Below are 12,623 nucleotides of genomic sequence, written 5' to 3' on the forward strand. Positions count from 1 at the left end.
ACACACCGCCCGTCACACCATGGGAGTGGGTTGCACCAGAAGTAGCTAGTCTAACCTTCGGGAGGACGGTTACCACGGTGTGATTCATGACTGGGGTGAAGTCGTAACAAGGTAGCCGTAGGGGAACCTGCGGCTGGATCACCTCCTTAATCGACGACTCAGCTGCTCCATAAGTTCCCACACGAATTGCTTGATTCATTGAAGAAGACGATAAGAAGCAGCCCGAAATTGGGTCTGTAGCTCAGTTGGTTAGAGCGCACCCCTGATAAGGGTGAGGTCGGCAGTTCGAATCTGCCCAGACCCACCAATTTTGTGTGGGAAACGCCTGTAGAAATACGGGGCCATAGCTCAGCTGGGAGAGCGCCTGCCTTGCACGCAGGAGGTCAACGGTTCGATCCCGTTTGGCTCCACCACTACTGCTTCTGATTGTGTAAAGCTTAGAAATGAGCATTCCATCGATGATGGTGAATGTTGATTTCTAGTCTTTGACTAGTTCGTTCTTTAAAAATTTGGGTATGTGATAGAAAGATAGACTGAACGTTACTTTCACTGGTAGCGGATCAGGCTAAGGTAAAATTTGTGAGTTGCTCTATGAGCAAGTGCGAATTTTCGGCGAATGTCGTCTTCATAGTATAACCAGATTGCTTGGGGTTATATGGTCAAGTGAAGAAGCGCATACGGTGGATGCCTTGGCAGTCAGAGGCGATGAAAGACGTGGTAGCCTGCGAAAAGCTTCGGGGAGTCGGCAAACAGACTTTGATCCGGAGATGTCTGAATGGGGGAACCCAGCCATCATAAGATGGTTATCTTGTACTGAATACATAGGTGCAAGAGGCGAACCAGGGGAACTGAAACATCTAAGTACCCTGAGGAAAAGAAATCAACCGAGATTCCCTTAGTAGTGGCGAGCGAACGGGGACTAGCCCTTAAGTGGCTTTGAGATTAGCGGAACGCTCTGGAAAGTGCGGCCATAGTGGGTGATAGCCCTGTACGCGAAAATCTCTTGGTCATGAAATCGAGTAGGACGGAGCACGAGAAACTTTGTCTGAATATGGGGGGACCATCCTCCAAGGCTAAATACTACTGACTGACCGATAGTGAACTAGTACCGTGAGGGAAAGGCGAAAAGAACCCCGGAGAGGGGAGTGAAATAGATCCTGAAACCGTATGCGTACAAGCAGTGGGAGCCCACTTTGTTGGGTGACTGCGTACCTTTTGTATAATGGGTCAGCGACTTATTTTCAGTGGCGAGCTTAACCGAATAGGGGAGGCGTAGCGAAAGCGAGTCTTAATAGGGCGTCTAGTCGCTGGGAATAGACCCGAAACCGGGCGATCTATCCATGGGCAGGTTGAAGGTTAGGTAACACTGACTGGAGGACCGAACCGACTACCGTTGAAAAGTTAGCGGATGACCTGTGGATCGGAGTGAAAGGCTAATCAAGCTCGGAGATAGCTGGTTCTCCTCGAAAGCTATTTAGGTAGCGCCTCATGTATCACTGTAGGGGGTAGAGCACTGTTTCGGCTAGGGGGTCATCCCGACTTACCAAACCGATGCAAACTCCGAATACCTACAAGTGCCGAGCATGGGAGACACACGGCGGGTGCTAACGTCCGTCGTGAAAAGGGAAACAACCCAGACCGTCAGCTAAGGTCCCAAAGTTATGGTTAAGTGGGAAACGATGTGGGAAGGCTTAGACAGCTAGGAGGTTGGCTTAGAAGCAGCCACCCTTTAAAGAAAGCGTAATAGCTCACTAGTCGAGTCGGCCTGCGCGGAAGATGTAACGGGGCTCAAACCATACACCGAAGCTACGGGTATCACGCAAGTGATGCGGTAGAGGAGCGTTCTGTAAGCCTGTGAAGGTGAGTTGAGAAGCTTGCTGGAGGTATCAGAAGTGCGAATGCTGACATGAGTAACGACAATGGGTGTGAAAAACACCCACGCCGAAAGACCAAGGTTTCCTGCGCAACGTTAATCGACGCAGGGTTAGTCGGTCCCTAAGGCGAGGCTGAAAAGCGTAGTCGATGGAAAACAGGTTAATATTCCTGTACTTCTGGTTATTGCGATGGAGGGACGGAGAAGGCTAGGCCAGCTTGGCGTTGGTTGTCCAAGTTTAAGGTGGTAGGCTGAGATCTTAGGTAAATCCGGGATCTTAAGGCCGAGAGCTGATGACGAGTTACCCTTTGGGTGACGAAGTGGTTGATGCCATGCTTCCAAGAAAAGCTTCTAAGCTTCAGATAACCAGGAACCGTACCCCAAACCGACACAGGTGGTTGGGTAGAGAATACCAAGGCGCTTGAGAGAACTCGGGTGAAGGAACTAGGCAAAATGGCACCGTAACTTCGGGAGAAGGTGCGCCGGTGAGGGTGAAGCATTTACTGCGTAAGCCCACGCCGGTCGAAGATACCAGGCCGCTGCGACTGTTTATTAAAAACACAGCACTCTGCAAACACGAAAGTGGACGTATAGGGTGTGACGCCTGCCCGGTGCCGGAAGGTTAATTGATGGGGTTAGCTAACGCGAAGCTCTTGATCGAAGCCCCGGTAAACGGCGGCCGTAACTATAACGGTCCTAAGGTAGCGAAATTCCTTGTCGGGTAAGTTCCGACCTGCACGAATGGCGTAACGATGGCGGCGCTGTCTCCACCCGAGACTCAGTGAAATTGAAATCGCTGTGAAGATGCAGTGTATCCGCGGCTAGACGGAAAGACCCCGTGAACCTTTACTATAGCTTTGCACTGGACTTTGAATTTGCTTGTGTAGGATAGGTGGGAGGCTTTGAAGCGTGGACGCCAGTTCGCGTGGAGCCATCCTTGAAATACCACCCTGGCAACTTTGAGGTTCTAACTCAGGTCCGTTATCCGGATCGAGGACAGTGTATGGTGGGTAGTTTGACTGGGGCGGTCTCCTCCTAAAGAGTAACGGAGGAGTACGAAGGTGCGCTCAGACCGGTCGGAAATCGGTCGTAGAGTATAAAGGCAAAAGCGCGCTTGACTGCGAGACAGACACGTCGAGCAGGTACGAAAGTAGGTCTTAGTGATCCGGTGGTTCTGTATGGAAGGGCCATCGCTCAACGGATAAAAGGTACTCCGGGGATAACAGGCTGATACCGCCCAAGAGTTCATATCGACGGCGGTGTTTGGCACCTCGATGTCGGCTCATCACATCCTGGGGCTGAAGCCGGTCCCAAGGGTATGGCTGTTCGCCATTTAAAGTGGTACGCGAGCTGGGTTTAGAACGTCGTGAGACAGTTCGGTCCCTATCTGCCGTGGACGTTTGAGATTTGAGAGGGGCTGCTCCTAGTACGAGAGGACCGGAGTGGACGAACCTCTGGTGTTCCGGTTGTCACGCCAGTGGCATTGCCGGGTAGCTATGTTCGGAAAAGATAACCGCTGAAAGCATCTAAGCGGGAAACTTGCCTCAAGATGAGATCTCACTGGAGCCTTGAGCTCCCTGAAGGGCCGTCGAAGACTACGACGTTGATAGGTTGGGTGTGTAAGCGCTGTGAGGCGTTGAGCTAACCAATACTAATTGCCCGTGAGGCTTGACCATATAACACCCAAGCAATTTGCTTACTTCGAAAGAAGCATCAGATTGCGGTGTGTGAAGACGAAAGAACCGAAAGTTCGACGCTCACAAAACACCGATTTCCATCACATACCCAATTTGCTGAAGCGAGGCCCTCCGGTCACGACTCAGTACCCGAATTTCTTGACGACCATAGAGCGTTGGAACCACCTGATCCCATCCCGAACTCAGCAGTGAAACGATGCATCGCCGATGGTAGTGTGGGGTTTCCCCATGTGAGAGTAGGTCATCGTCAAGATTAAATTCCGAAACCCCTATCTGCGTACGCAGGTAGGGGTTTTGTTTTTGTGCGTGAAAAAACAGGGCTGGCTGTTGCACATTTTGCACAGTTATTTTCAGTTCATGGCACTAGAATAGGGCCAACTTTTTCAGACTCAGAGCCTTTATGCCGGATCCGGTTGACGCCCAAGGGCTGTCAGAATTACCGCTAGACAATCTGGTTGCCTGTCATGAGTGCGACCTGCTCATGCGTAAGCCAGTACTCGCCCATGGCGAAAAAGCCCTGTGCCCGCGCTGTGGCTACGAGCTTTATGCCAATCGCTACAACGTCGTACAGCGCAGCCTTGCCCTGGTCATTGCCGCCCTGCTGTTGTTTATTCCGGCGAACTTTTTACCCATCATGCAACTCAATCTGCTCGGGCAATCTTCGCAAGACACGGTCTGGAGCGGTGTTGTCGCGCTTTTTGACACAGGCATGCAAAGCGTTTCAGTGATCGTGTTCCTGTGCAGCATGGGGATTCCGCTGCTCAAGCTACTGTGCCAATTGGCCGTATTGTTGAGCATCCGTTTTGATGTCGGACGCAGCTACGGCCTGTTGCTCTATCGCATTTATCACCATATACGCGAATGGGGGATGCTCGAGGTTTACTTCATGGGTGTACTCGTAGCGATCGTCAAGCTGGCAGATATGGCAGCAATCACCGTAGGCCTCGGCCTGGCGTGCTTCATTGGTTTGTTGCTGATTCAAGTCTGGCTGGAAGTCGTGATGTCGCCTCACCAGATCTGGCAAGCATTATCAGGAGAGGATGCCCATGCGGGCGATTGATGCAGGCATTCTGATTTGCAAGGAGTGTCATGAATTGAACAGGCAGGAAGCTGATACCGATGAGCAAGTTTGTACGCGCTGCGGAGCGCTGGTGCATGCTCGCAGCCCGAACAGCCTGGTACGGACCTGGGCATTGCTGATTACCGCCGCCATTCTCTACATACCGGCCAATTTGTTGCCGATTATGACCGTGAACTCCTTGGGCAAAGGTGCGCCCAGCACGATCATGGCCGGTGTGATCGAGTTGATGCACTACGGAATGTTCCCCATTGCGGCCGTGGTGTTTATCGCCAGTATCCTGGTGCCCACCTTCAAGCTGGTAGGCATCGCATTACTGCTGTTTTCCGTGCAGCGTCGTCAGCCCCTTTCGGCTCGCCAGCGTATCTGGATGTACCGCTTCATCGAGTTCATCGGCCGCTGGTCGATGCTCGATATCTTTGTGATCGCCATCCTGGTGGCGGTCGTGAATTTTGGACGGCTTGCCAGCATTGAAGCCAATCTTGGCGCCATCGCTTTCGCCACTGTGGTGATTCTGACGATGCTTGCCGCCGTAACTTTCGATCCCCGACTGATTTGGGATAACACGGAGTCGGACGACGACCATGACTGATTTGCCTGTAGCGAAAACCCGACCGGCCTCCAACTGGTCTGCCATTTGGGTGTTGCCCCTGATCGCCTTGATGATCGGTGGCTGGCTCGGCTGGCGTGCTTACACCGAGAATGGCATCGAGATTCAGGTGCGCTTTGAAAGTGGCGAAGGCATTCAGGCCAACAAGACGGAAGTCGTCTACAAGGGCATGTCGGTCGGCAAGGTCAAAAACCTCAAGCTCGATGACGAGGGCAGTTCCAAAGGTGTGATTGCCAGCATCGAAATGAACAAGGACGTAGAGCCATACCTGCGAACCAGCACGCGCTTCTGGCTGGTCAAGCCGAGCGTGACGCTGGCCGGCATTACGGGTCTTGAGACGCTGGTTTCGGGTAACTACGTTGCCATCAGTCCGGGCGAGGGTGAGCCGGTTCGCAAGTTCAAGGCCCTGGCTCAGGAGCCACCGCTCTCCGATGCCCAACCGGGTCTGCACCTGACCATCAAGGCTGATCGCCTGGGTTCGTTGAACCGCGGCAGCCCGGTGTTCTACAAACAGATCAAGGTGGGGCAGATCAAGAGTTACGTGCTCTCCGAAGATCAGAGCACCGTCGAGCTCAAGGTTTTCATCGAGCCGACCTACGCCAAACTGGTGCGCAAACATACGCGTTTCTGGAACGCCAGCGGCATCAGCATCGATGCCAACCTGTCGGGTGTGAAGGTGCGCAGCGAGTCGTTGGCCAGCATCGTCGCCGGTGGTATTGCGTTCGCTACACCTGAAAACCGCAAGGACAGCCCGCCTACTGATCCAAGCCTGCCGTTCAGGCTCTACGAAGACTTCGATGCAGCGGCGGCCGGTATCCGGGTCAAGGTCAAGCTCAGCGACTTCGAAGGCTTGCAGGCCGGTCGTACGCCGGTGATGTACAAAGGCATTCAGGTCGGCAATCTCAAGGCGCTGAAGGTCGATCCCGATCTGTCCGGGGCCACCGCCGAATTGACGATGGACCCGTTGGCCGAAGATTACCTGGTGGACGGTACGCAATTCTGGGTGGTCAAACCGTCGATTTCCCTGGCGGGGATCACCGGCCTGGAAGCGCTGGTCAAAGGTAACTACATCGCTGTGCGCCCTGGCGACAAGGGGGCGGCGCCACAACGGGAGTTCGTGGCACGGGCCAAGGCGCCTCCGCTGGATCTGCGTGCACCTGGTCTGCACCTGGTGTTGTTCACGGAAAATCTCGGCTCGCTGGAAGTCGGCAGCCCGGTTCTCTACAAGCAGGTCAAGGTCGGTTCGGTACAGAGCTATCAGTTCTCGCGCACCAAGAAGCAGTTGATCATCGGCGTGCACATCGAGAAGGAGTACGAGGATCTGGTCAACGCTTCGACACGTTTCTGGAATGCCAGCGGCATCACGCTCACGGGCGGACTGACCGGTGGGATTCAAGTCAAAAGTGAATCGCTGCAAAGCTTGATGGCCGGCGGTATCGCGTTTGAAACCCCGGAAGCCAAGGCGCCGCTGCAGAAGCGCATTCCACGCTTCCGCTTGTTCGCCAGCCATGACGATGCCACGCAAAAAGGCGAAGTCATCACGATCAGGCTGGATCGTGCTGATGGCTTGCGTACCGGCACTCCGATTCGTTTCAAGGGTCTGGATGTCGGCAAGGTGGAAGGCGTTGATCTCAGCGAGGATCTGCAATCGGTGCTGCTGACCGCGCGGATTACGGAAGTGCCGGAGCGCATTGCCCGGGTCGGTAGTCAGTTCTGGGTGGTCAAGCCTGAGCTGGGTTTGATCAAGACCTCCAACCTCGAAACCCTGGTGACCGGGCAATACATCGAGGTGCAACCGGCGCCGAAGAATCTTGGGCCGCAGAAGAACTTCGTGGCTTTGGCCACTGTGCCGGAAACGGCGAAGCAGGAGGCGGGACTGAGTCTGGTACTGAGCGCCGCTCGTCGTGGATCGCTGAAAGCCGGCGTGCCGGTGACGTATCGCGAAATCACCGTGGGCAAGGTGACGGGTTATGAACTGGGTCAGACCGCTGACCGTGTCCTGATACATATCCTGATCGAGCCGAAGTACGCGCCACTGGTACGCAGCGGCACCCGGTTCTGGAACACCAGCGGATTCGACTTCGATGTCGGCCTGTTCAGAGGTGCAACGGTGCGTACTGAATCCCTGGAGACGATGATTCAGGGCGGTGTCGCCTTTGCCACGCCGGACGGCGAGCGCATGGGCAACCCGGCGCAACCGGAGCAGACGTTCGCGCTGTTCGACAAGTTCGAAGAGGAATGGCTGACCTGGGCACCGAAGATTTCCCTCGGTAAATAGTCTGAGGGTTGTGTGGCGTCAGTGATGACGCCTTCGCGGGCAAGCCCGCTCCCACAGGGTTCTTGGTTGGTCGCAAATATTGTGTACACCCAATTTCCTGTGGGAGCGGGCTTGCCCGCGAAGAGGCCCTGAAATTCACTGAAAGTTTTCAGTTGCCAGAAAAAAGGCCGCAATCCATTGGACCGCGGCCTTTTCATTGCCTTCGATTCAAGCGTCAGACCGCGTCCAGCTCCGGTTCATCTGCTTGTTCGTTGACTGTCGCCTTCACCTGGTCGTGACGTCGGATGTACTTCCAGTCCGCCTCGTCGATGTAGATCCCGTTAGGCCCGCTGCCGCCTTCCAGGTCGATGGCGACACTGGCGCAGACCTGCGGCTTCACGCTAGCCAGGATCGGCACGAAGCCCAGTTGCAGGCTGGTTTCCAGCAATGCGGCCTGGTTCTTCTCATCGATGTCCGCCGCCTCGTCGAGGTAGTACGGCAGGCGCACGCGACCGGCCTGGTCACGGTCCATCAAGTGCAGCAACAAGTACATGTTGGTCAGCGCCTTGATGGTCATGGTGGTGCCGTTGGACGCCGCGCCGTCGATGTCAGTGTGGATCACCGGCTGGCCGTTGACCTTGGTGATTTCGAACGCCAGTTCGAACAAGTCCTTGAGGCCGAGCTGGTTGTGGTTGGCCGCCACCAGCCGTGCCAGGTATTCCTTGGCCTCTTCGTTCTTGTTGTCCTGCTCGGCACTTTGGCTGAGGTCGAAGACCGACAGGGTTTCGCCTTCCTCGTACTGACCGGCGCTGTGGATGATCTGGTCAATGTGCTTGAGCGCTTCCTTGTTCGGTGCGAGCACGATGCGGAAGCTTTGCAGGTTGGAGACCTGACGTTTGTTGATCTCGCGGTTGAACAGTGCCAGCTGGTGTTCGAGGCTGTCGTAGTCGCTGCGGATGTTGCGCAGGGTCCGGGCGATGTCCGTCACGGCGGCACGGCGAGCCTTGCCCAGGGTCAGGGCTTCGTCGGTACGGTGCGCATAGGCGTTGATCAACAGTTGCAGGCGACGCTCCATATCGTCTTCGCTGTCGAACTTGGCCACGCCCTTGAGGCGCACCTGGGCGTACAGCGCTTCGATCTGGCCATCGGCCCGCAGCAGGCCTTGCCAGCTGTCCTGATAGTCATTGAGCAGTGGCAGCAGGTTGTCCATGGAGTCGTCGATCGGGTCCATGAACGGTGTGCCGAACGGCAGGTCCGCCGGCAACAACTGACGGCGGCGCAGGGCGTCGTCGAGGGTGCGTTGCTTGGCTTCCATGTCGCCGATCTGCCGGCCGACCAGTTGCAGCTTGGCCGACAGTTGCTGGACGCGCTCGGTAAAGGCATCGCTGGAACGCTTCAATTCGTCCTGCGCGGCTTCCATCTGCGCCATCTGTTCCAGCTTGTCGCCTTCTTCGGCGCTCAGGGTTTGCGCGCGACGGAAATCTTCCAGGGCTTTCTGCGCATCCAGCACTTGCTGGTACAGCACTTCGGTCTGGGTCTTGCTCGCGGCGCGGTCGGCAGCCACGGCCTGCTGGGTTTTCAGTTGCTTGAGTTCTTTTTCCAGGCGTTCTTTCTGGTCGCGCAGGGCTGCGCGGTCAGCCAGGGCCTGTAACGCCGGTGGTTCGATGTGCGAGATGTCGATGGACAGGCCCGGCACCTCGAAGCGTTCACCTTTGAAACCGTCGAGGATCAACTCCACGGATTTGACCCATTCGCCATCGTCGTCAAGGGTGATGCCGTGTTCACCCAGCGGCAGGCTGAACAGTGCGCTGTTGAACAGGCGCATCAGGCGTTCGACGTCTTGCTGCGAGAACTCTTCGCGCAGACGGGCGTAGCTGTTGTTATCGGCGTGATCGAGTTGCTGCTTGACCGACTTCAGGCGTTTTTCCAGGTCGCGCAGGCGCTCATCCAGGTCTTCGGCGCTGAACTGGCGCGATTGTGCCAGTGCACCGGCCAGTTCGTCGTGGGCGTCCTTCGCGGCCAGCAGTTGCTGTTCCAGCACCTTGACGTCATCGACCAGGGCAAAGCGATGCTTGAGCACCGACAATTCGCCGAGCCAGCGCTGGATGCCGGTGATTTCCCGCTCCAGGCGCATCAGTTCCTGAGTACCACCGCGCTGGTCGTTTTGCAGGGCATCCTGCTCGTTGCGGTAGTGTTCGGCCTGAATGGTCAGCTCTTCTTTGCGCGCACTCGCGTAGTCCGACCAGGTGCCGAGCAAGGAGTCGAGCAATGGCGAGATCCGGTGCAGTTTGCCGCGCAGGATATCGCGTTGCTTCACGCCGTTGGCCAGGGCTTCGACCAAGGGGCCGGCGGCGACCAGCGAGTTGTAGTCCTGCTCCATGCGTCGCACATCGCGGAACGCTTCTTCGCACGCGGCAATGTAATCGACGCTGCCGGAACGCAGGCTGTGCTCGAAGGCATCGAGGAACAGCTGCTTGAGCTTGGCCGCGGTGATTTCGCGCATGTGCAGCAGGTTGATGAACAGCGCGCGGAAGGTCTTCAGGCTTTGCTCGCTGGTGGAGCGCAGCGGGATCAGCGTCAGGTCCAGCGGGATCGAAGTGTGGCCACCGACCAGCAAACGGCGCAGTTCATCCGGCTTGAGTTCGTAGGCCTTCAGGCCTTCGCGTTCAAGGTTGGTGAACAGTTCTTTCTGGCGCAGGCAGGTGTCGTTTTTCTGGTAGTGGGCCAGGTCCAGTTTGCCGGCGTAAGCAAAGAACTGGTGACCGAAACCGCCACCCGGGCCGCGACCGACCACACCGATCACATGGGGGCCGTGGGGCAGGTTCACTTCGACCAGGATGTAGCTGGTGTCCGAGGCGAAGTAGAAGCGCCGGGATTGTTCCAGGCTGTACTTGCCGAAGCTCATGTCCGACATGCGCGCCAGGATCGGGAACTGCAAGGCGTTGATCGAGGCGGATTTACCGAGGTTGTTTGCGCCGTACACCGACAGCGGTTCTTCCAGCGGGAACAGGCCAAGGCTGTAGCCGGCGGTATTCAGAAGGGCAAAGCGGCGGATGCCGTAACGTTCCTTGCTCATGCGTCGAGCTCCTGTTCTTCGGCGATGGCGCGGGCCAAGGCATCTTCTTCGCTTTCATCCTCAAATTCCGCGAGGTCCAGCGGGTCGTCGGTCTGCAGCAGTTTTTCGTCGCTGTCTTCGTCGATCAGCACCGGTACCGGCAACGGCAGGACGCTGTGCAGGCTGGCAGCCAGATCGCGGTCCTGTTGCACCGACAGGCACACATCGAGGAAGCGGTGCATCGGCGGCAGGAAACGGTAGACGCCGTTTTCTTCGCTGGCGAAACCGAGCTGGGTCATGCGGCGCATGATCTTTTCTTCCAGTTCGTCCTGGGTCTGCACTTCGGCCTGGATGAACAGGTCGCGGTATTTTTCCAGCAGCGACGGCAACTCATCACGCCCCAGGCTGCCGCCGTCGAGCACGGCGATCGGGTCGCGGCCCTGATCGGCCAGGTGCTCGACGAGGATGAAGGTGAACAGCGCCAGACGCTGGGCGGTCTTGTTCACCGCCGCCGCCGCGAGGTCCGGCACGAAGTAGTAGAAGCCGCGGGTGTCGCAGACCAGTTCGAAGCCCAGGGCCTTGAACAGCGTGCGGTACTGGTCCTGGAAGTTCGACAACTGTGCGTACAGCTCCGGATCGCGGCGGCTGACGTGGTAACCCTTGAACAGCTCGCGAAAAATCGGCGCCAGTTGGGACAGTTCGGAAAGATCAAGATGCATTTGGGATGCTCGCAGAATTCTCGGCGGCGTCATCGCTGACCGAGAGCAGGGCGAAGGAGCGCAGGCTGACCTGATGCTCGTGGGTATGGTATTCGCGACGTTCCAGACGCTCGCGCGTGAAGCGTTTTTCCCGCGACAGGCGCGAGAACCAGTACAGCAATTCGTCGGTGGCGCCGTCCGGTTCCTGCTCCAGCAGCCAGGTCATCAGGTCTGGCATCGGCAAGGCGTCTTCGCAGCGTTCGAGCATTTCCCGAACCGTGCGCGGCGCTCGTGGTGCATCGCCGCCCTTGTGGGTCTTGTGCGCCTTGGGGAAGCGCGCCGGTTTCGGTTCGAAACGCGCCAGGGCATAAACGTAGGCTTCGACCTGACTGGCACTGCCAAGGAAGGTGCTCTGCGGGCGGGTGAACATCGGCATTGCCGCTTGTGGCACCGCGTCGAGGCCCTTGCGACGGATCATCGACAAGGCCAGCGCCGCGCCGCGGGTCACGGCGTTGTGCCGGCGGGCTTCTTCACGCAGCGGCAACAGCAATTCGCGGGCATGACGCAGGGTCAACTGGGCGCTGGTCTGCATTTCGAGGATGCGCGCGTGGGTGCGCAGCAGCATGTCGTCGTCGACCAGGTGGCCGAGGCGTTGCTGTTCGCTGAGCATCTTCAGCAGGACGGTTTCGACCTTGCGCACGCCTTGTTCGAAGGCGCCGTCGGCGTTCACAAGATCAATCATCGGCTCGACGTATTCGTCCCAGGTCGCCAGCACTTCAGCGTAACGCTGGCGCAACGGAATCTGCCGGTCGCTGGTTTTCGCCCGTTCGGCGACAGCCACCAGTGCCTGTTCGTCGTTATCGAGTTTTTTCAGCACGTCACGCATGCGCATGTCGAGCAGGCGTAACTGGCGGGCGAGGTCATTGCCGTCGCGGATATCGAACGCGTCCTGGATATAGCCGGCCAGACGCTCCAGGTGGCGCAGGTAGGCTTCGATCTCCAGGCACAGGCCCAGACGGTGTTCACGGCGCAGATAGGCGAGGAAGTCGTGAATCTGCGCATTGAGCTCGAAACGGTTCGGGCTTTTGGCCACGGGAACCAGGATGTCGAGGCGAATCCACACATCCAGCAGGCTGGTGATGTCCTGCGGCGTACTGTCGAGTTGCTGGGCGGCCAGTTGCGTGCGCAGTTCGTTCAGGCTCAGTGTGCCTTGGTCGAAGTGCTCGCACAGTGGCTCCAGAAGTGCCCAGTGTTCAGCGAGGGCGCGCAAGACGCGCTTGGGTTCGATCATCGGAATGGCCGGCTGGTTGGCGATTAAAAGCCGCGATTGTACTGCATCGGGGGCAATGCGATTC

6 protein-coding genes, 2 tRNA genes and 3 rRNA genes (1 of these 11 running past the window's edge) are annotated in these 12,623 nt (G+C 57.2%); 8 read left to right on the forward strand and 3 right to left on the reverse strand.

Annotation, left to right across the window (positions count from 1 at the left end; genetic code table 11):
• The 8 genes from ACEN8Q_RS27590 to ACEN8Q_RS27625 form a co-directional block, all read left to right on the forward strand.
• A 16S ribosomal RNA gene (locus ACEN8Q_RS27590) occupies positions 1 to 149 on the forward strand; it begins 1,388 nt to the left of the window's first position.
• An 81-nt stretch (positions 150 to 230) separates the two neighbouring features.
• A tRNA-Ile gene (locus ACEN8Q_RS27595) sits at positions 231 to 307 on the forward strand.
• Positions 308 to 337: 30 nt separating this feature from the next.
• Positions 338 to 413: transfer RNA gene (locus tag ACEN8Q_RS27600), tRNA-Ala, on the forward strand.
• Positions 414 to 657: 244 nt separating this feature from the next.
• Positions 658 to 3,549, forward strand: a 23S ribosomal RNA gene (locus ACEN8Q_RS27605).
• A 158-nt stretch (positions 3,550 to 3,707) separates the two neighbouring features.
• Positions 3,708 to 3,823: ribosomal RNA gene (gene rrf, locus ACEN8Q_RS27610) — 5S ribosomal RNA — on the forward strand.
• Together the 16S, 23S and 5S rRNA genes with 2 tRNA genes alongside form the textbook arrangement of a ribosomal RNA operon.
• A 147-nt stretch (positions 3,824 to 3,970) precedes the next feature.
• On the forward strand, positions 3,971 to 4,630 hold the full coding sequence (locus ACEN8Q_RS27615) for a paraquat-inducible protein A (protein ID WP_413427279.1): 660 nt from the start codon (positions 3,971 to 3,973) through the stop codon (positions 4,628 to 4,630).
• On the forward strand, positions 4,617 to 5,240 hold the full coding sequence (locus ACEN8Q_RS27620; protein ID WP_085715997.1) for a paraquat-inducible protein A: 624 nt from the start codon (positions 4,617 to 4,619) through the stop codon (positions 5,238 to 5,240). The genes ACEN8Q_RS27615 and ACEN8Q_RS27620 overlap by 14 nt, the downstream gene beginning before the upstream one ends.
• On the forward strand, positions 5,233 to 7,536 hold the full coding sequence (locus ACEN8Q_RS27625; protein ID WP_413427277.1) for an intermembrane transport protein PqiB: 2,304 nt from the start codon (positions 5,233 to 5,235) through the stop codon (positions 7,534 to 7,536). The genes ACEN8Q_RS27620 and ACEN8Q_RS27625 overlap by 8 nt, the downstream gene beginning before the upstream one ends.
• Positions 7,537 to 7,750: 214 nt before the next feature.
• Here the strand turns inward: ACEN8Q_RS27625 and mksF are convergent, their stop codons facing one another.
• From mksF to mksB, 3 genes are read right to left on the reverse strand one after another with little or no spacing between them, the layout of a single operon-like run.
• The gene (mksF, locus tag ACEN8Q_RS27630) at positions 7,751 to 10,591 is read right to left on the reverse strand and encodes an Mks condensin complex protein MksF (protein WP_413427275.1); all 2,841 of its coding nucleotides are present in this window, start codon (positions 10,589 to 10,591) and stop codon (positions 7,751 to 7,753) included.
• Positions 10,588 to 11,289 carry an Mks condensin complex protein MksE gene (gene mksE, locus ACEN8Q_RS27635; RefSeq protein WP_057398076.1) on the reverse strand — a complete coding sequence of 234 codons (702 nt, stop codon included), beginning with the start codon at positions 11,287 to 11,289 and terminating at the stop codon, positions 10,588 to 10,590. The genes mksF and mksE overlap by 4 nt, the downstream gene beginning before the upstream one ends.
• Positions 11,279 to 12,559 carry an Mks condensin complex protein MksB gene (gene mksB, locus ACEN8Q_RS27640; RefSeq protein ID WP_413704011.1) on the reverse strand — a complete coding sequence of 427 codons (1,281 nt, stop codon included), beginning with the start codon at positions 12,557 to 12,559 and terminating at the stop codon, positions 11,279 to 11,281. The genes mksE and mksB overlap by 11 nt, the downstream gene beginning before the upstream one ends.
• Positions 12,560 to 12,623: the final 64 nt, after the last annotated feature.

Source organism: Pseudomonas sp. Pseusp16 (assembly GCF_047324915.1).
Classification (GTDB): domain Bacteria; phylum Pseudomonadota; class Gammaproteobacteria; order Pseudomonadales; family Pseudomonadaceae; genus Aquipseudomonas; species Aquipseudomonas fluorescens_CD.